We start from the raw sequence: 20,003 nt of genomic DNA, 5'->3' as shown, positions 1-20,003 counted from the left end.
ATGAGCGCGGGGGGGGGACGATTACGATAATTCCCGTGTTTGGCGGGCGAGTGCGGGGAGATTCATCTTGTGGTCGCCGCGATACCAATGCCGCCATTGTCCGGTCTCGGAGGCGGTGCGAATGGCAATGGCGCGGTCGAGCGCGGTGGCGGCGATTTCCAATTCGCGAACGACGCGGTCGGAGCCGGCGGCAGCGCCGGCATTTTTCGTTTCCGACATGGACGCATCGAAGGCGCGCAAGAGGCCGGACAGCCATTCGGCGAGGCCGATCATGATGGCGGCCTGGACCTCAAAGTGGTGATGGAAAAACGACGCGCGCCCCGGCGGGATGCGCGGCGCGATTTCGCGGGCGAGTGACAACGCCGCCGTCCATCCGCCGAGGGAGTGAGCCGTCCATTTTTTCAGGTTCCCCACTGTTTCGGGCGTGAAATTTTCCCGCCACAAATCCGGCGATTCTCCGGAGCGTTCGATGGCGTCGAGGCAGGCGATTCCCGACTCGCGCATCGCGCCGTCGTGCCAGAGGGCGCGATGGCCGCCATCCTCCGTTGGCAGAGAGGGGAATGCGTCATTGAATTTCTCATACAAACGGGCGGCGTCCCGCGCCGCCGCGTTTCCGAACTGGCGCTCGCACCAGGCGTTGAGAAACGGTTCGGGCTGGAATGCCGGAAAATCCCACGTGAGGGCGGCGGCGAGGCGGATGCCGAGGACGACCTCGCGGAGGTTGGCGACGTTGGTGATGGCGAGGGCGGTATCGCCGCGGGCAATGGCTTCGCCGACAACCTGGTGGATTTTAGCGGGCGGCACGCCTTGCGCGAGATGCGGGCCGCTGCGCCACACGGCGACATGATAATAGATGCCGTAGGCGTGGCCGGGACGGTGCGTGACGGAATAAAAATCGTCACCCCAGTGTTGCGCGTAGAAATGCTGGCCACCGGCGGCGCGCGGGGTTTGCAGCGTGTCGGCGAAGAGGACGATGGTGTCGCCCGGAAATTTCAGGAAGCCGGCGTTGTGCAGCGTGGTTCCCTCTTTCCATAGCGTGCTGGTGGAGACGAAATTGTCGTGGCCGAGCGCCTCGCGGACGATGGCGTGCTGGTCGGCGATGGCGCAGGAAATGAGCGCGCCGCGCGCCTCCATGTCGGCGGCCACCTGCGAATCGCTGTCCCAGACGGGCTGGTCGCCGCGCCCGCGCAAGCCGAGTTGCCAGACGACGCCGGGATAACGCGCCCAGCGGGCGGCGTAGTGACGCCAGGTTTCGCGCACGAGGTCGGGTTCGGTGACGTAGGAGGGCGGCGTGGGGCGTCCGCGCGCGCGCCAGTAACGTTCCAAGGCAAAGTGGCTGACGCCGAGGGGTTCGATGTGGTGTTGCGAGACGAACAGGCCGCGTTCGGTGGCGAGACGAACGAGGGTTTCCTCGGCGGGATTGGTGATGTCGAGAAACGAGGCCGGGATGAGCAGGTTTTGCTTCAGGCGCAGCGCGGTTTCGATGACGCGCATCATCACGTCGGGATGAACGACTTGGTGATAAAACGGGTAATCGATGTCGCGTGTTCCGCCGCCGTCGCGCCAGTCGCTGAGGAGATCCTCGTCGTTGATGAACCAGCCGCGATAGCGGAAGGTGCGCGGCTGGTCTTCGTGAATGCCCGGCGGCAGGTCCAGCACGGGTTGGCGGGCGGGCGCGTTGTCCGTCCAAAGATACAGCGGGTCAACACCCAGAAAGCGTTCGCAAAACTCATAGACAGCCCACATCGCTCCGCGTTCGTCGCTGCCGCAGAGGAAAATGGTGGCGTTGCGGCTGCCGTCCGCGCCCCGGTCGCAGGCGGCGGGGGTTGGTAAAATCTGGATACGGAAACGCTCGCAGGCGTCCGGTGCATCAAGCGTCGCGATGTCAATGCCGTTGGCAGCGGCGAAGGCGCGCAAGGCGGGGTTCCGGCTGGTGCCGGCAACGATGATTGGGGAGTCGTTGCCTGGGGAGGGGGGGAGGGGTCGAACAGCGTGGACGCAGCCGGAGATTTTTCCGAGGTCGGAGGCGAGATCGGCGACGGCGTAACGCAGGCAGGCGGGTTCGCCGGGATCGCAGTGAAGCGTGGGCTGCGTCGTGGTGTCACAGAGAATCATAAACGGAATCGGAGGGGGGGAGGGCTTCGCTTTCGTTTGCGAAGCCCGCGAATGGAATATGTGTGTCGTCCGGCGGATGTGGTTGTCGCAAGCGTGCCCTTGCGTGTGCTCAGCGGCGGCGGCGCAGTGTGACTGCGAGCATGACCGCGGCGGCGAGGAGCGTGGCGACCGACGCGGGTTCGGGAATGGTGCTGCTGGCAACAATCAGGCTGCCAGTGCCGCTGAATGCCGTGGTGCCAAAATGGTCGTTGAGTTGGGCGGCGGTGTAGGCTTCCCCGAGCGTGTTCAATGTGACCGAACCAAAGGTGAAGGATGGAACGACAAGGTTTTTGTTGAGAACGAGCGAGGTTACGGTGTTCACCGAGAACGCGCCGTTGATGAGGTTGAGATCGGAAGCGATGACAAGGGTGGCATTGCCTCCGAGCGTGCTGATGATGCCGGTGAAGGCGGTGGCGTCGTCAATGGCGAGCGTGTAGGTGCGGGCGGTGTTGTTGATTGAGAGCGTGCCGCTTCCAAGGAGGTTGGTGACGTTTAGGTAGATGTTTTGGTTGCTGTTGGTGCCGTTGAGGGTTGCGGTTTTCCCATCGAGAACCGTGAGGTCGGTAACGTTGAGCGTGGCAAGGGTGTTGCCGCTCCCGTCGCTGGCGGCGTTGCTGATTAGGGCGGTCCCAAGGCGGAGATCGGCGATGGTCGTAACGCGGCTTTTGAGGGAAAGGGTGCCCATGGCACCGCCGCCACCGCTACCGCCATCGCCATCGACGGTCAGGGAGGCGCCGGGAAAGGTTTGGTTGGCCTCGGTGGTGACATTGGGAGTGCGGAGGGTGTAGCCATTGGTGAAATAGGCGTTGCCGGGCGAGGCTTCTGCATTGTTGCTCCACAGGGCCGGAGTCGCCCAGCTTTCATTGACGGCGGCAGTGCGAGTCTGGTTTATATTGTCGGCGCGAAGCGCAGCAGCGGCAAGCAGGCCGAGTGCGGCGAGTGTCGCGGAGGTGAGGCGGATGGCGGATTTGGTGTTCATGATGTTCATGGTGTTTGGGTGGGTTTAAGCGTGATTGGGTTATTGAGTGATGACTTCATACCAGATGGTCCGGTAATCGGGTCCGATGTGAAAGGTGGCGGCGGGGCCATCGCGGGTGACGGGGACGGAGCGGGCGCGGCGTCCGTGTTCGTCGAGCGACCAGACTTCGACGGCGGTGACGCCGGGGGCGGGAGTGAGGGTGATTTTCGCGGGAATGCCCTCGACGAGCGTTGGGGCGCGACCCGATTCCTTGACGCTGTTTTTGGCTACGGGGTCGTGCCAGATTTGCCCGGTGTTTTCGATGTAGCCGCAGGCGACGAGCAGGGCGCGTCCGGGAGAGCCGACGCGGTCGCCGCTCATTTGGGAGACGGCAATGGTTGACCAGTCCTGGAGGGTTTGGCCGGGCGTAATGACGAGGCCGTCGAGGTCAAAGGAGCGTCCGCAGGCGAAGCCGATGGCTGCCTTGGTGCGAGGTGAGCGAATGGTGAAAATGCCCGCGTTGGGCGCGGCGTCCCAAGTGAGTGCGCCGCCCTCGGTGGTGATGGGTCCGGCAGACGGAGTGGCAACGGTTGCGGGCGGGACGCCCGCGCCACTTTTGTTTTCGGCGAGGGCGAAGGCGACGCGGTGGCGAAGGGCGTCGGTGCGGGTGGCTCCGGCGGTGATCGCCGAAACGTTGGGGCCGACACGGCGCATCTGGCGCAGGTATTCCTCCGGAGTGATGGTGGTGGTTTTGGTGGTGACACCCGCAGGGGCGTCGGTGTCGCCACGCAGGAAAAGGGCGGCGGCAATGGGAAGGGTCGCAAGCTTGAGGGGATGCTGGTCAATGTCGAACTGGCCGCGCTGGTATCCGGCGTCCCACGGCGCGGTGCCGTGCGCGTAAGAGTAAACGAAGATGCCGCTCCAGTCCTGGAACGCGCCGTAGGCGGAGATGATGGGGAAGGCCTCCGCGCCAAAGGTGTTGGGCGACGAGTGATTGTATTCGGTGAGCAGATACGGCTTTCCGGCAGCGCGGTAAAACGCGGGCGAGGCGGCGTAGGCTCCGCCGGGCTCGTTGACCATGGAGAGGTTTTGGACGATCCTGCGCCCGTTGTCCTGGGTTTGCGGGTGCTGCCAGTAGGCGTGGTGGTCAAGGGCGTCGAATTTCTGCTGGAGGGGGAGCAGGCTGTAGGCGCCGAGTTGTGAGCCGACGAGTATGGAGCGGATGCCGAGGTCGCGGCGGAGGTATTCGCGCATGTCGGTCCAGTAGTCGTCCTCGGTTTCCCAGAGGAAGCGGAGCCAGTCGTCGCAGGCGGCGGGCGAGAAGGTTTCAAAGCCGTCGCGACGGAGGTAGGCGAGGGCGCGGTGCGCCGAAGTGGGAGCGGCGGCGGAAGCGGCGGCGTTGGCGGAATTGTTGGCGTTTTCCGCGTCAACGAAGGCGGGGAGTTTCGCGGAGGAGCCGCCTTCGCGGAGCGAGATTTCCTGAACGCGGAAATTGTTCGAGGCGGGGCTGGCGGTGGCGCGGAGGTTGAGGGCGAGGCGGATGCCGGAGGCCGGGGCGTTTTCCTTATAGACGAAGGTGTTTTCGACGGTACGAAGGGTGTCGGTGGCGGGAATTTTTATGGAGAGGTGGGTGCGCCAGGGCGGACGCGCGTCCTTGATGTCGAGGATGAGTTCGGCGGGAGAATCGGCCTCGAGGGTGATGCGCAAGGTGTGGCGCGCGCCGGGCTTGAGGGAGACGGGTTGCAAAAGGGAGGCGCGGGAGTTTTTGGCAGCGTCGGGGAGGACGCGCAGGACGATGCCTTGCGGTTCGATGCCGGGGCCGGGGCTGGCGGGCGGTTCGAGGGCGAGCAGGGGGGAGGGGGAGGAGTTTTGGAGCGTCCAGTTTTTGGCGAGATTGGCGAGACGGTGATTTTTGAGGAGTTCGGGGCCGGTGGGCGTGGAATCGGCGGCGGCGGCGTTTTTCCAGGCGACGAGCGCGGCGGCAGGTGAGCCGTGGTTGCGGGTGAGCCAAGCGTTCCAGCGGGTGTTGAGTTCGCCAACGTAAAGCGGATCGAGCGTGTCGAGGTTGCCGCGCCACCAGCGTCCAACGACTCCGTTTTCGTTGTTGATTTCGACGATGGCCACGGCGGGGTCGTCGGCGTAGCGGAGCCCGGTGTAGTTGTTTTTGTGATGCAGGAGGTCGCGGGCGTATTGTTTCTGGAGGGCGATCATGCCGGGGACAAACATGTCGAGCGCCTTGTGGTATCTGGAGCCGGCGGGGAAACCGGGGTAGGTGCGGGAGACGTGGAGGTTGATGTTGGCGTAAATGCCGCGCGCCTTGAGTTGGGCGAAGAGGTAGTCGAGGCGGTCGAGTTGCGCGGGATCGAGGGTCTGGCCGTCGGCGTTTTCGCTCCAGATGCTGGAGCGGCGACCGGCGGCGTTGCGCAGGAGACCGGTCCTGTCCATGTGGTGGAAGCGGACGCAGTTGACGCCGAGGCGGGCGAGGCGGGCGGCGAGTTTTTCGGCGTCGGCGTGCTCGGGGAAATTGGCGGCAAAGGCGAGGTTGACGCCGAGAAAACGGATGCGTTGGCCGGTGTCGGTGGTGATGAAGTCGGAGCCTTCGGCGCGGATGTAGCCGTGTTTGCCTGCGGGGGCGTCGAGCCAGCCGGTGAGATCAGCGACGCTGGCGTCCGTGACGGCGGTGGGCGGAGAGTCCCAGGCGATGGTGAAGGGAAAGAGGCCGGGCGGGGAGGCGGCGTTCAGGAGGTTTGGGGAAATGCAACAGGCAACCAGTCCGCTGAACAGGAGGCGACAGACGAGAAACAGGGGGCGATGGGCGATCATGTTGGGGGGTGGTTTGGGTGCGAGGGAAAAGGTAATTGGAGATGCGCGGCGAACGATTTCTTTGTTGCGTATCCTGATACGCAAAATTACGCTGAAGGCATGAGTTCAGTTGAGAAAACACGGAAGAAGCTGGAGGGAAACAACAAGGCGAGTGAGGAAGAAGGGGCATGGGAAACGCCGAAACGTTGGACGCAACGGGAGTTGGCGCGGCGGCTGGGCGTGAGCCAGGCAACGGTGTCACGCGTGCTGGCCAAGGGGGGCAGGCATTCGGAGGAAACGCGACGGCAGATTATGGAGAAGGCCGGGGAGATGGGTTACCGGCCTGATCCGGCGTTGTTGAGTTTGAGCGCGTATCGTTGGAAACGGCGGTCAGCGACACAGGAGTCGCTGGCATGGTTCGGAGGGTTGCCGCCGGCGGCGAGCGGTTACGAGCAGTTGTTGTTTCAAGCGGCGCGGGCGCGGGCGGAGGTTATGGGTTACGGGATGGAGTATTTTTGGGAATATGAACCGGGGTATTCACCCAAACGTTATGCGCAGATTTTTAGTGCGCGTGGAATCGCGGGGGTGGCGTTCGGGCCGCGTCCGCGACCGCACGCGCGAATCGAGCTGGAGATTGGGCGGTTCGCGGCGGTGACTTTGGGACGGAGCGTGGACTGGCCTCCCGTTGACCGCGTGTCGGTGGACCATTTCCAGACGATGGAGTTGTGCTACTCGGCGGTGCGGGAACGCGGGTTCGTACGTATCGGATTTTCAATGACGGAAAATTACAGCGAGCGCACGGCGGGGTTGTGGATGGGGGCATTCCTGGCGCAACAGGTGAGGCATTATGGGACGGGAGCGGCGCGGGGCGTGGTCAAAATCCCGCCGTTGCTGGATGACGAGGCGCATTCGGGGGGGCGGTTTGAAACGTGGTTCCGCAAGTGGAGGCCGGACGCAATCATTACAATGGGGGAGGATTTTGGGTGTCTGGCGTCACTGCGACGGATGGGGGTAAGGTTTCCTGAGGATGTGGGTGTGGCGTTGCTGGTGGTGCCGTGTTATGTCCCGAAAGATTTTCCGAATCCGGGCGGTTTTTCGGGGATTCTGGAGCCAGTGGCAGGATTGGCGGCGTTCGCCGTCGATATCCTGGTGGGCCGGATACGAAACAACGAGCGCGGAATACCGAAGGATCGCCGGGTACATCTGCTGCCAGGCGCGTGGCATGAAGGGACGACGCTGCGGTGAGGCAGGCAAGGGAGGAGACCGGATTCGGGATCAATGGACACCGGTCGAAGACACCCGGTCCCGAAAATGCCGCTGTGCGGCGCCAGCTTCATTGATCGCCCGTTCCCTGATCCGGCTGGCGACAAGGTGCACCTGCCACAGATGATCCTGCCGCGTATCCACGCCGCAATCATTGCGCAGGCGGAGCTGCGGCTCGGCCCGGAGCGCGCGCCAGATCGAGCGCGAGGGAGCCAGCATCCGGTCCGGCGCCGGATGGGCCAGCAGCAACCCGGCCATTTCCAGCGCTTCGGCCGGCGTGATTTTATTTCCGGAGGCCAGCCGCTCGACAGTCAGGGCGATGGCTGTTCTCACATTCAGGATGGCATCCCGATTGGCCGCGAGATCCCGCAGCGTCGCCGCGCACCGGAACGTTCCGCAGCGGCGCAACAGCACCACCGCGAGCAACCAGAACGGGATGTCGATCTCCTGACCGTAAGCTCCGGTGTTTCCCGGCGAGGGCGGCGGACCCTCTTCGCGCTGTTCGATTGCCGCCAGCAGGCGCGGCTCGGCGCTCGCGTCGCCCCACATGGCAAGGATCGTTGCCGCATAAAAAGACGTATCCGCATTTGCTGACTCAAGCGCCGTCTCCACCAGACTGCGATGCGCTTCCGGATGCCGGAAAATCCGCCACAGGTACAGGCCCGGAGCTCCCGCCGCCAGCAATGCCGCCGCCTCTGCGGGCGTGATTTCGTCGCCACTGCGAGCGTCATCACCGTTGCCCCCGATACTTCCGGTCCTCTTGCCGCTTCCCTTGCAGCCCGGTTGCGCCTGCAACGCTGCCACATCCACCTCCCGCGAGCCGCATCCCGCGCCGGTCCGCGCTGCCCGCGCCGCGGCCACTCCGGCCACCTCGCCAAGACGCTGCATGTCGCGCTGCATGCGGACCGCGTAGGATGCCGTCGCATCCATGCCGGCGGCACGGCAGGCGATCCATACATTGGCCAGGCCGCGCGGCAGCATCACACGGTAGGGCAACGACGTTTCCAGCGGGTGCCGGAAAAGCCGGCATGCCCAGAAATAAAATACCGCCTCATCCTCCTCGAACTCGAAATCCACCGAGTGGGTGTCCGCGACCGCCCCCACCTTGCAAATCGCATCCGGGAAACGCTCGTGCGCCACCAGATCCGCCAGCGTCAGCGTGTAGTCCGTGATGATGTTGCGCGACTGGCGGATGCCCGGCAATGCCGCCATGGCCAGCGGACGATCCGCCGCCGTCCACTCCTCCCTCCAGTGCTGCGCCACGCCAAGCAACCGTGCCTGCGACAAGGCCTCGATGTCTGTCGCGTCTGTCCAGCCCGCATCGAAATTCCGTGCAACCACCTCCGGTTTTCCTCCGTCGCTCTCGCCACCGCTGCTGCCTTCGTTTCCGACATTTTTGAGGACCAGCGCCGCCTGGGTAAACGCCACCGCACGCCCATCACCGGGCCGCCCGCAGAAAAACTCCGCGCCCGCCAGCGCGCACAGGTCTCCGTCTCCGGTGCTGTCGACAAATGCCGTCGCCTCAAACCGCACCAGACCGCCGGACGTCGCGGCAACCACCGCCGAAACCCTCCCCGCAGCATCCCTCTCCGCACCGCACAACAGCGTGCCGCCGAGAAACCCGACACCGTATTTTTCAAAACACATCAGCAGCGCGATTTTTTTCCCGTCATGGTGCCAGCGCCGCGACGGTCCACGCTCTCCCTCCAGCAACACATTCATCTCTGCGGTCAGACGGTCTGTCTCCTCCTGCAACCCGCCCTCCAGTCCGTGAAAATACCCGCTGATCGCCGCGCCCGTGCCCGTCCCGCCGGGGAATGTGGCCAGATCCAGCGCACACACCTTCGCGCCCTCGCGCGCCGCGGCGATTGCCGCCAGCGCTCCGGCTGTCCCGGCGCCCGCGACGAGCACGTCGCAGACAATAGTCCGCACCGGCACAATGCCCTCCCCGCTCCCGTCAGCCATCGCCATCCTTGCCGCAGCCACCGACCGATCCGAAACACCGCCATGTTCCCCCGTCATTGCCGCCAGTTCCCGCGCGCACTGCACGCCCCAGGCAAACCGTTCGCCGATCGACGCCGCCGCCACCTCGCGAAACGCGGGACTTGCGACGCCTGCATTCCGTATCACTGCCACGCCGCCGGTGCGATCGCCCGTGACGCCGCCCGGGCAGCCTCCACTCCCGTTCTGCCAAACCGGGAACGGCTCCATCCCGCAATGGCTCACCACGACCTCGGTCCCCATCGGCACTGCCGCCCGCAATGCCGCGAGCAACCTGGCCACCTCGCGATGCCATCCGCCGCCCGCCGTCGTCCCGTTGCCCGTCCGCCAAAACAGCCGTCGCTCGCTCGCCCGCGCCGACTCCGCCAGCGTCACGCTTCGCGCCTCGCAAAACCTTCGCACCGGCTCCTCGTAGCGCGCCCACGCCCGCGACTGGAGCGCCACGCCATGATAACACGCGACAGGCTGCCGCCCGCCTGTTTCGCCCGCGCGCGCATGCGGCGCGGGTTTCCCCGCTCCGGCAGTCAACCTTTCCTCCCGGCACAGCCTGACGAGCACGCCCTCTTCGGACGCATCCAGCCAGCTCGTGGCGCACACCCGACGCAGCCCGGCCTTTGTTCCCAGCACCACGGCGCCGATCCTGCCACCGGGATCCGCTTCTCCGGGCCCGCCACTCCATTCCACCGCCACCGGCGTCGCATAAAACAATACACGTAATTTCCCCGCCTCCTGCGCCTCCAGCCATTCACGCGACAATGCGATCTCCGCAAACGCGCCATCGAGACATCCGTTGCGCACGGCTCCGCTCCGTTCGAGTCCGGCCAGCCACTCCAGCCACCGGGACCAGCCTTCACCGGCCGCCGCGCTTGCCTCCGCCCTCCCGACCCGATTCTCCAGAGCGCGGCTCGATTCCCGCAACAGCTGCCCAGTCGGTTCGACAACGAGCACCCGCAGACCTCGCGCCAGGAACTCCCTCACCGCCCCCGCTCCGATGTATCCGGCCCCCATGACACCGACATCGAAGACGCTGTCGAAAGCGGACCGTTCCCCGGAAGACAAACCATACGGCGAACAGGCGCAGACCCCGTCGGAAGAAACAGAAGGCTCGGGAAAACTCATGGTAAAATGGCAAAGGACGCCGCGCACCCGCGCAGCCACTCTCCGCTTGTCTCACGCCGGTTCCTTGACGTCACGTCGCCCCGTGTTCAACAAGTTGAGCATGGAAAAACGGATCACCATCCGGGAAATCGCCACCCGCGCCGGCCTGCACTACTCCTCGGTCTCGCTCGCCCTCCGCAACGATCCCCGGCTTTCTGAAAAAACCCGCATGAAAGTCCGGAAACTTGCCGCCAGGATGGGCTACGTCCCCGACGCCGCCCTCGGCGCCCTCGCCGCCTACCGCAATTCCCGCCGCCCCCATCCCGTCCATAGCGAACTCGCCTACCTCACCGACCGCGACGACGCCGGCGATGCCTTCGCCGCCATCACTTACCAGTACGCCCGGGACCAGGCCACACGCCTCGGCTACAACCTCCAGCGGTATCTCCTCACCGGCGGCATGCCCGATCTCAAGCGCCTGCATTCCATCTGGTGGAGCCGCGGGGTGCGCGGCGTCATGATCGGCCCCTTTCTCAACCCCGACCCCCTCGCCGAAGTCGCATGGGAAAAGTGGCCGGTGGTCGCCTATGGACATTCCGCGCCCCGGCCGGCCTTCAACCGCGCCGTGCTGGACCACTTCCAGAACACCCTGAGCCACCTCAACGTTCTTCGCGCCAAGGGCTACTCGCGCATCGGCTTCTGCCTCCTGCCCAGCATCGAAAGGCACACGGCCGGCCGCATCCATGCCGCCTGGCTCTACGATCATTACGCCCTGCACCCCAACGCGATTCCGACTCCGCTCGTTCTCGACCATGATCTGGAAAATCCGGATGAAATCGAAAGCTGGATACGATCCAACCGCATCGATGTCATCGTCGCGTATCTGGAACAATACGACATCCTCACCGCTCGAGGCTGGCAATTTCCCCGCGACATCGGTTTTTCCCTGCTCACCCGCAAGAGCTACCACACCGAGCCGCATGTGAAATTTTCCGGATTCAACACCAAGGCCGAGACCCTAGCCACCAACGCCATTCACTTCCTCGTCTCCCTCATCCACGAACAAGCCTGCGGCATCCTCGACACCCCGCGCCATTACATGATTTCCGGCGAATTTCACGAAGGCGAAACCCTCCGGAAATCGCCTCGAAAAACAAAACGGACGGCCCGCTTGTAGAAACATCACTCCCTGCTCAACAATTTGAATTGCGTGAGGGTTGCCCGACGAAATTCCGGGGGCATAAGGTTGCACACCATGAAATCACCCAATTCATCCCTCCCCGTCCCCACTATGCCCGCTTCGGGTTTTTCGATTACCTCCAGACTTGCGGTCGCGACCCTGATCGGGTGCCTGTGCATGGCACTGCAATCCGCGCAGGCCGCGACGAAGGAGTGGACCGCCTCGAGTTCGACCAATCTGGCCGGAGCCAGCAACTGGACTCCCACGGGCGCTCCCGCCACCTCGGACGAGGTTGTCTTTTCATCTGTCCCCAACACCAGCCTGACGACCGGCAACACACTGACATGGGGAGACCTCGTCTGGAATACCAACACCTCCGCCTCCATGGCGATTGCATCGGGCCAGTCCTCGAACCGTGTGTTCACACTCAGCGGTGGCGGCGGCAGCTCGGCAGCGACCGCTGCCGGCGGTGCGGCAGGCGACCTCATCCTGCTCGGCAGCAACGTGACCACTGCCACCCTGGTGATTTCCGGAACGACCAGCACGGAGGGCACCGGACGCTTACGCATGGCGGTGGGAGCCGATGGAAATTTCCACGTCAAAAACGCCGGCGCGGCCCTGACGATCACCGCCGACATCACAGGCAACTACAACCTCACCAAAACCGGAGCCGGCACGCTTACCCTTGGCGCAGCCAACACATTTGGAGCCGACAAGACCTTCACCGTGGAAGCCGGCACCGTGAACGCAAATCACACCGCCGCCCTCGGCTCGGGCAATGTGGCGGTTTCGGGCGGCTCGCTCACGATGAACGAGGCCGGCGTGGGGTCGATCATTCTCAAGGCGGACAAGTCTTTTTCCATGAGCGCAGGCACGCTCGGATTTTCCTTCGAAAGCGTCTCCAGCCACGATCAGATCATCGGCTCCGGAACCGGCACATTCAGCATCACCGGAGGAATCATCGACCTCACCAACAGCATCACCGACTACAGCGTGACCTACGCGCTTTTCAGGGACTTCAGCTCCGGGTCCGTCGCCAACCTGACGTTCATCAATTACGACAACGCCAACTACATCGCCAGTCTCGGCAACGATGGCGTGCTCTCGTTCAGCGCCATTCCGGAATCGTCCACCGCTGCGGCACTGCTCGGCGGACTTGTGCTGGCTCTCGTGGTCTGGCACCGTCGTCAGCAGGGCTGATATCCGCCCGGGCCCTCCCCTCAAATCCGGGTTCCCCATGAAACTCCCGTATCCGACCTGTTTCCTCGCAATGATATTTCCCGCCATCCCGGCGGGGCTGGCGGCAACGGCGTTTGCGAATCCCCCGACTGCTCCCGTATCAGCGCTCTGGACCGAATATGCAAAAACGCCCGACACCCATCCCGACATCCCCAACTGTTCGTATGCGGGATACCAATACGGAGAAAAATCTCTCCCGCACCTCGACGGGCCCGTCCACGACGTGACCCGCTACGGAGCCAGAGGCGACGGCGTCACCGACGACAGCGTCGCCATCCGCTCCGCGCTCCAGTCCGTCGACCCCGACAAGGGCGGCGTCGTGTATTTTCCCAACGGCAACTACAATGTCAGCCAGGCCCTTTTCGTTCACACCAGCCGCACCGTCCTCCGGGGCGAAAGCCAGAACGGAGTCGAAATCATTTTCACCCAGCCACTCAATCGCGCGTATGGCACCTTTGACCTCGTCACCAACGGAACAGCCATCACCCGCTGGAGCTACGAAGGCGGCCTCATCTGGTTCGCGCCCAAGGAACGCGGCACCACCTGGCGCCCCGAAGGCACCGCGCCCGACTCGCCCGTCGACCGGAAAAACTACCGCTTTCACTGGCTCGCCACCGGCGACATCGGCCGCGTATCCAGGCCTGCCCGGCGCGGCGATCGCACGCTCACCCTGGACCTTGCGCCCGCCGGCAGCGCCGCCGCACCGCGCCCCGGGGATATGGTGCTCCTCCAGCTCATCCACCCCACCGATCATTCCCTCGCCAGGCACCTCGCCGGCGATGGTCCCTGGGCGGCATCCTTCCCCTGGAACGGCGGTGCCGGCGCAGCCTGGGGCATGGCATGGAAAAAGCCCGAAAACCTGCGCTGGCCCGTCGAAGTCGCCGCATGGAATCCCGCCACCTCGACCGTCACGCTTCGCCAGCCGTTGCGTTTCGACGTGCGCTCCGAATGGCAACCCGTCCTCCAGCGCATGGGCCCGCTTCTCCATGAAAGCGGCATCGAAAATCTCACGCTCCGCTTCAACCGCGCCTACACGTGGGACAAAAAAATGCACCACAGCGAAGAAGGCTGGAACGGCCCTTATTTCAACAACGCCATCCATTGCTGGCTGCGCGACGTCACCCTGATCGACGCCGACAACGGCCCCAATCTCACCTGCGCCAAAAACATCACCCTCACCCGCTTCACGCTCAAGGCCAGCCGCCCCGAAACCCTTGACCACCACCACGGCACCCTCACCCGCTCCAGCAGCCACGACAACCTCATCAGCGACTTCCGCATCGAAAGCCGCCCTCTCCACGGCCTCAACATCGAATCCCAAAGCACCGGCAATGTCTGGATGCGCGGCATCATGGACCACGGTGTTTTCGATTCCCACCGCCGCGAACCCTTCGAAAACCTCCGCACCGATGTCACGCTCGTGACCAACGACGGCTCCCACGGCGGCAACGGCGGACCCGTCATGGGAGCACGTTTCGTCAACTGGAACATCCGCACGCCTGCCGACAACAACTACATGGTCGGCTGGGCCGATCTCACGCCGCACGGCGCCATCGTCGGCCTGCAAGGCTCTCAACCCACCTGGACCCGCCGCCCCGGCCAGAAATCCGACCGTGTCCCCGCCGGTGAACAATCCGGCTGCCGGATCGAAGGTACCGGCGAGGTTCCCGACCCTCCCAATCTTTACGAAGCCCAACTGCAACTCCGCCTCCAGACCCCCCTGCCGTCACCAACGCCATGAACACCACCCGCCCCACGCCTGCCGCCTTCACGCTGGTCGAACTCCTCACCGTGATTGCCATCATCGGCATCCTCGCCGCCATCATCATTCCCACCGTCGGCAAGGTCCGCGAGTCCGCCCGCGCCGCGCAATGCGGCAGCAACCTCCGCCAGATCCAGCTCGCCAACATCCTTTACGCGCAGGATCACAACGGCAAATTCGCCATGGCCGCACTCGGCGATGGAAGCGGCAGCGACCCCGAGCGCAAATGGTTTATCAATAAAGAATTTTACAGCTACCTTACCGCAAGAAATCCCAACTCGCCCAAGTGGCCGATCGAGTTTCTTTGTCCTACCAGCGTAGCCGCAGGCAATACGCCCGAGTTGCATCCCGACACCTACGCCGGTTTTTCCTACGGCTACAACGTGACCCAGAAAACCAGCGGCGAACGCCGGTTCACGCAAAGCGAAGTCGTCCGCCCGAGTTCCAGCCTGGCCTGGGCCGACGCCGTCGACTGGCTGATCGACTGGGACCACACCGACGACTACGACGAATCCGCTCCGACGACAAAAAAGACCAAGGCCGTTGCGTATCGCCACGGCGGCAAGCTCAACGTCGCCTACTGGGACGCCCACGTCCGTCGCCTCTCCCGTGCCGACGTTGTGGTAAACTCCGTATCTGATCCCAACATGACGCTCTGGTATGTTCTGAAATAACCGGCAGCGCCGCAACGCCCCCCCTGCGACATGTTCACCCGGGTAATACCAGCGTTCCGAGTGTTTTTGATTTTACACAAAGGCCGCAAAGGACGCGAAGAAGGTAACTGGCAATCCTTTGCGCTCTTTGCGACCTTTGTGTAAAAATCTGAAGGCTTTGGGGCTTTGGTATAAAGCCGCGTCAGGAATCCTTTTCCCAGTGATAAATCAGGATGGCTCCTCCGGGCAAGGCGAGCGGGAGAGAAAGCGGTTCCGGCGCGGAATGGTCTACGGAAGCCGACGAGTCCAAAAGCAGCGTGGCAGCGGCGGCCGGGAAAGAGTCCGGAAGCTCCAGGGCCGTGAGTTCGCGCGGGGCGGTGGATGTGTTGGCGAGGACAAGGATGGCGTCGGTCTCGCTCTCGCGGAGGTCGGCGTAGAGTCCGCGGCCTTCGAAGGTGAAGGCAAGCGGACGCCCGGCACGCAGGGCATCGCTGTCGGTCCCGGTACGCAGGCGGATGAGACGGCGATAGAGCGCGAGCAGGGACCCGGTATCGGATGCCGGCTCCGGCCGGGTGTTCAGGGTTTGGGATCCGGAGTTGTTGGCTGGCGAGGCGGTCTGGCTGGCGACGTTGATCGTCGGGTAGTCGGGATTGAGGGCGTGCCAAGGTTTGACCGCGGGTGAGGTGAAACCGGCGTTGGGCGCATCGGGCGTCCACTGCATGGGCGTGCGCAGGTCGGGGTCGGGTTTGCGGCCGGTCATGCCGATTTCCTCGCCGTAGTAGATGAAGGGGATGCCGGGGAGCGTGAACTGGAGCGCGGCGGCGAGTCGCAGTTTGGCCGGATCGGAAGAGAGCTGGCTGGCAGCGCGTTCCTGGTCGTGATTGGCAAGGAAAGTCGCCCAGGGGCGGGAACCATAGGCGTCGCGGGTGCGGGCAAGACGATCGCGGAGGATGCCGGGCGTGCCGAAAGACGCCGTGTCGATCGTGGCCCTGGCGAGGTCGAATTCGAAAGCGGTGTCGAGTCCGTCTTCGGTTACATAGCTGGCGGCTTGCGCGGTGTCGGCCCAGACTTCGCCGATGATGAAGGCATCGGGCTTGAGCTGATGGCACCAGGCGGTGAACTCGCGGAGCCAGCGTTTGGTTTCGGGGGTGTCCTGGAGGATGTCGCCGTCTTCGTACAGGTAACGGACGGCATCCAGGCGAAAGCCGTCCACACCGATATCCTGTAACCAGAATTTTGCGACGCGGCGATGATGGTCGGTGACGGCAGAGTTGCGGAAATTCCAGTCAGGCATGCCGGCATCGAAGATGCCGTAATAGTAGCGCGCCGGAGGCTCGTCCGGATTCGGGGTCTGGAGTGTGGAATCCGGGGTTTGGGCGGACGGCAACGGATGCCAGACGCGCTGGCCCCAGGGACCGGCGGAGGTTTCGGGCGTGGCAGAAAAACGGAAAAAATCACGTTGCTCCGCCGTGGCGTCGGGACGAAGGGCGGCAAGGAACGCAGGATGCTGCGCGGAGGCATGGTTGAGAACGAGGTCGATGATGACATGGATGCCTCGCCGATGAGCCTCCGCGACGAGGCGTCGCATCAAGGCGATGTCACCGTAATCGGGGTGCACCTCGAAGTAATCGGTCACATCGTAGCCGTGATAGCCCGGAGAGGGATTGATCGGGAGGAGCCAGATCGCGGTAACACCGAGGTCGGTGGTGGTGACGGGATCGCCGTCGTTGAGATAGTCGAGACGTTCGATGAGGCCTTGCAGATCGCCGATGCCGTCATTGGCCAGCGGACCAGTGCGGGCGTCGGCAAAGGACCGGACGAATATCTGGTAGAAAACGGCGGTGCGCCACCAGGGAGCAGAGGTGGCGGGCGGGGCGAGTTGGGCGAAGGCGGTGGCGGTAACGCCGATGATGACGGCGAAAAGGCCGGCGCAGCGGAAACGGGCACAACGGAAGCGCCGCATCAGACCGGCGGCGCGGAGCGCCGTCCACGGGCTGGAAGCCCGTGCCACTCCGGAGCGGGCGGGAGGCCCGCGATACGCGGAGAGGCAACGCTCACGGGCAAGGATGCCCGTGCCACGTCGGAGGCGGGCGGGACGCCCGCGCCACGAGAAGGAGCGGCGTGTTGTCTTCCCCTCCATGCGCAATCAGCTCTTCAACGTTTCGTTAATAAATTTCTCGAAGGCGGGCTGGTGTTTTTCGATCCACTCCTTGCAGGCTTCCTCCCAGGTGAGGCGGCGGCCTTTTTCGCCTTCGATCCACTTGTGCTTACGGATCTCCTGCTTCATGATGTAGGTCATCCGGTAAAACGGATCCTCCGTCATCATCGGGGGGACGGGAACGTAGTCTTCGGTTTCGAGTATTTTGCGCATGGTGGATCGGGTTATGGGAACTTCTAAAAATTGAACAGAAGGTAACAAAGAGAACAAAGAACAACCAAGGACGCAGACTGACCACTTCTGTTTAACTTCATTAAAATAAATAAATTATCATTCATGATCTTCTTTATTTTTCCTTCGTTCTCTTCGTTTCCTTCTGTTCAAAAATGAATTCCCGGAACCTCCCTTATGTATTCATAATTTGGATTCCCACCCCGGGGGGGATCAACGCACGACCTGTTCGGTGGCGGCATCGAAGAGGTGCGCCTTGGCGAGGTTGAGGTGAACCGTGAGTTCTTCGCCGAAGTCGAAGAGACGTTCGGTGTGCAGCCGGGCGATGAGGTTTCCGGTGGCGGTTTTCAGGTAGACATTGGTCTCGGCGCCCATCGGTTCGGCGAGATCGATGTGGGCCCGGATCGGAATGTTTTCGGGAGTGTGAGGGTGTTCGTGAATGTTTTCCGGGCGGATGCCGAAGATGACTTCACGATCGGCGCACTTCGCGGCACGCTCGGCAAGAGGACCGTTGAGGGCGACCGTGATGGCGGACGAGGCTGCCGGGCCGGCGGCCGCTTCGACGAAGGTGAGGACGCCGCCGCGGCGTTCGATCTTGCCGCGGAGGAGATTCATGGGAGGGCTGCCGATGAAGCCGGCCACGAAAAGGTTGTCGGGCTGGTGATAGAGGGTGAGCGGATCGGCCACCTGCATGATGATGCCGTCTTTCATCACACAGATGCGGTCGCCCATCGTCATCGCCTCCACCTGGTCGTGCGTCACATAGATCATCGTGGTGCCGAGGCGGGCATGGAGTTTGGAAATCTCCGAGCGCATCTGCACGCGCATCTTGGCGTCGAGGTTGGAGAGAGGTTCGTCGAAGAGGAAAACTTTCGGGTTGCGGACGATGGCGCGGCCGACGGCGACGCGCTGGCGTTGTCCGCCGGAAAGGGCGGCGGGTTTGCGGTCGAGGATTTTTTCGAGGCCGAGGATGGTGGCGGCTTCGGTGACTCGGCGGTTGATCTCGTCTTTCGGCGTGTGCGCGAGGCGGAGGCCGAAGGCCATGTTCTCGAAAAGCGAAAGGTGCGGGTAGAGGGCGTAATTCTGGAAAACCATCGCAATGCCGCGGTCCTTGGGGAGGAGGTCGTTGACCTCGATGCCATCGATATGGATGGTGCCGCCGGTGATTTTTTCGAGTCCGGCAATCATGCGGAGTGTAGTGGATTTTCCACAACCGGAGGGTCCGACGAGGACCATGAACTCGCCGTCCTCGATCTCGAGGTTGATGCCCTTGACGGCGCGGAAGGCCGGGTTCTTGCCGGAGGCGGGATAGGTCTTGTCGAGGTTTTTTATGGAAACAGTGGCCATGGCAGGAAGTTTTTTGAACAGAAGATAAAAAGGTCACGAAGGCCCGATTGCTTCATGGGTGTTTTTTTGAGAGTGCGTAACGTTTTGAGCGCAGAGGTGTGGAGAGTGACAATGCCTTCGTTATCTTCTTAACTTCTGTTCAATGGTCTGGTTCCGGAGGGATTATATTTTTATTCTTTCACTCCGCCGGACGTGAGGCCGGAGATGAGGAATTTCTGGCAGACGAGGAACATGATCGTGATGGGCAGGCCGGAGAGGACTGCCGTGGCGGCGAACTTTCCCCAAAGATAGTTTTGCTCGTAGAGGAACGACTGGGCGCCCACCGCAAGCGTCCATTTGCCCTCGGTCTGGAGAACGACGGAGGCGACCGGGTATTCGGAGATGTGGCTGATAAAACTGAGAATGAAGACAACCGCGAAAATCGGCAGACTCATCGGAAGCAGGATGCGAATGAAAGCCTGGAAGTGGGTGGCCCCGTCGATCTTGGCGGACTCCTCGATACTCACGGGGATGGTGTCAAAATAGCCTTTGATCATCCAGATATAGACGGCGACGCCGCCGAGGTAGGTGAGGATGAGGCCGGGGTGCGTGTTGAGTCCGAAAAAGGGGAGAAACTCTCCGATGAGCTGGAGCAGGGCGTAGAGCGCGACCAGCGCGAGGACCATCGGGAACACCTGGAGGATGAGGAGCGATTTGAGCAGCGTCTCGCGGGCATAAAACTGCATGCGCGCAAAGGCGTAGGCGCAGGTGCCGGAGAGAAGGATGATCATCGCGGAAGCGGAAAAGGAAACCTTGAGGGAGTTCCAGAACCAGAGGAGAACCGGTGTCGTGGCTTTGACCGTACGCGCGGTGCCGTCGGCGCCGATCTCCTCGTAAGGGATGCCGAGGACGTATTTCCAGTGCTCGAACGAAAAATTGTCACCGGTGGGAATGAGCGCGCCGAGGGCGAAGTTTCCCTTCCGGAAGCTGATCGCGATGATCATCAGGAACGGGAAGAGGATCAGCGCGATGAAGCCGATGAGAAAGACATGCGCGGCGGCGAGTTTGAGTCGGCGTTGGGTCGAGGCTTTCATGTTTTTTGATTAACCACAGAGACACAGAGGCACGGAGATCGAAGCACAGAGAGGAGTCGTGGAAATCCACCGGCACACTCTGCG

Annotated in this window: 13 protein-coding genes; 5 read left to right on the top strand and 8 right to left on the bottom strand. The window is 63.1% G+C overall.

Going from position 1 to position 20,003, the window contains the following annotated elements; translation table 11 throughout:
• Nucleotides 1-21: 21 nt before the first annotated feature.
• The 3 genes from OPIT5_18410 to OPIT5_18400 form a co-directional block, all read right to left on the bottom strand.
• On the bottom strand, nucleotides 22-2,115 hold the full coding sequence (locus OPIT5_18410) for a hypothetical protein (protein AHF94510.1): 2,094 nt from the start codon (nucleotides 2,113-2,115) through the stop codon (nucleotides 22-24).
• Between the two features lie 109 nt (nucleotides 2,116-2,224).
• Nucleotides 2,225-3,142, bottom strand: a complete 918-nt coding sequence (locus tag OPIT5_18405; protein ID AHF91902.1) for an anchor protein — start codon at nucleotides 3,140-3,142, stop codon at nucleotides 2,225-2,227.
• A gap of 30 nt (nucleotides 3,143-3,172) precedes the next feature.
• Nucleotides 3,173-5,935 carry a hypothetical protein gene (locus tag OPIT5_18400; protein AHF94509.1) on the bottom strand — a complete coding sequence of 921 codons (2,763 nt, stop codon included), beginning with the start codon at nucleotides 5,933-5,935 and terminating at the stop codon, nucleotides 3,173-3,175.
• Nucleotides 5,936-6,034: 99 nt separating this feature from the next.
• Here OPIT5_18400 and OPIT5_18395 point away from each other — a divergent pair, with 99 nt between their 5' ends.
• Nucleotides 6,035-7,159, top strand: coding sequence for a LacI family transcriptional regulator (locus OPIT5_18395; GenBank protein AHF91901.1), 1,125 nt, complete (start codon nucleotides 6,035-6,037; stop codon nucleotides 7,157-7,159).
• A gap of 30 nt (nucleotides 7,160-7,189) precedes the next feature.
• On the opposite strand, the gene OPIT5_18390 is transcribed toward OPIT5_18395, so the two are convergent.
• On the bottom strand, nucleotides 7,190-10,237 hold the full coding sequence (locus tag OPIT5_18390) for an FAD dependent oxidoreductase (protein ID AHF91900.1): 3,048 nt from the start codon (nucleotides 10,235-10,237) through the stop codon (nucleotides 7,190-7,192).
• A gap of 160 nt (nucleotides 10,238-10,397) precedes the next feature.
• Between OPIT5_18390 and OPIT5_18385 the strand changes: the two genes are divergently transcribed.
• The 4 genes from OPIT5_18385 to OPIT5_18370 all read left to right on the top strand — a co-directional run bounded on the left by OPIT5_18385 (nucleotide 10,398) and on the right by OPIT5_18370 (nucleotide 15,131).
• Complete coding sequence (locus OPIT5_18385) at nucleotides 10,398-11,453, top strand: transcriptional regulator (GenBank protein ID AHF91899.1); 1,056 nt, start codon at nucleotides 10,398-10,400, stop codon at nucleotides 11,451-11,453.
• Nucleotides 11,454-11,531: 78 nt separating this feature from the next.
• Nucleotides 11,532-12,656 carry an autotransporter gene (locus tag OPIT5_18380; protein AHF91898.1) on the top strand — a complete coding sequence of 375 codons (1,125 nt, stop codon included), beginning with the start codon at nucleotides 11,532-11,534 and terminating at the stop codon, nucleotides 12,654-12,656.
• Nucleotides 12,657-12,693: 37 nt separating this feature from the next.
• The gene (locus OPIT5_18375; GenBank protein ID AHF91897.1) at nucleotides 12,694-14,436 is read left to right on the top strand and encodes a hypothetical protein; all 1,743 of its coding nucleotides are present in this window, start codon (nucleotides 12,694-12,696) and stop codon (nucleotides 14,434-14,436) included.
• On the top strand, nucleotides 14,433-15,131 hold the full coding sequence (locus OPIT5_18370; protein AHF91896.1) for a hypothetical protein: 699 nt from the start codon (nucleotides 14,433-14,435) through the stop codon (nucleotides 15,129-15,131). Before OPIT5_18375 ends, OPIT5_18370 begins: the two co-directional genes overlap by 4 nt.
• Before the next feature lie 181 nt (nucleotides 15,132-15,312).
• On the opposite strand, the gene OPIT5_18365 is transcribed toward OPIT5_18370, so the two are convergent.
• The 4 genes from OPIT5_18365 to malG all read right to left on the bottom strand — a co-directional run bounded on the left by OPIT5_18365 (nucleotide 15,313) and on the right by malG (nucleotide 19,919).
• On the bottom strand, nucleotides 15,313-17,073 hold the full coding sequence (locus tag OPIT5_18365) for an alpha-amylase (protein AHF91895.1): 1,761 nt from the start codon (nucleotides 17,071-17,073) through the stop codon (nucleotides 15,313-15,315).
• Between the two features lie 183 nt (nucleotides 17,074-17,256).
• On the bottom strand, nucleotides 17,257-17,481 hold the full coding sequence (locus tag OPIT5_18360; protein AHF91894.1) for a hypothetical protein: 225 nt from the start codon (nucleotides 17,479-17,481) through the stop codon (nucleotides 17,257-17,259).
• Between the two features lie 231 nt (nucleotides 17,482-17,712).
• Nucleotides 17,713-18,846: a sugar ABC transporter ATP-binding protein gene (locus OPIT5_18355; protein AHF91893.1), complete on the bottom strand. Its 1,134-nt coding sequence runs from the start codon at nucleotides 18,844-18,846 to the stop codon at nucleotides 17,713-17,715.
• 170 nt (nucleotides 18,847-19,016) lie between these two features.
• Nucleotides 19,017-19,919, bottom strand: coding sequence for a maltose transporter permease (gene malG / locus OPIT5_18350; protein ID AHF91892.1), 903 nt, complete (start codon nucleotides 19,917-19,919; stop codon nucleotides 19,017-19,019).
• Between the last annotated feature and the right edge of the window lie 84 nt (nucleotides 19,920-20,003).

This window comes from Opitutaceae bacterium TAV5 (genome assembly GCA_000242935.3).
Lineage (GTDB): Bacteria > Verrucomicrobiota > Verrucomicrobiia > Opitutales > Opitutaceae > Geminisphaera.
This window is presented reverse-complemented; position numbering and strand designations above follow the sequence as displayed.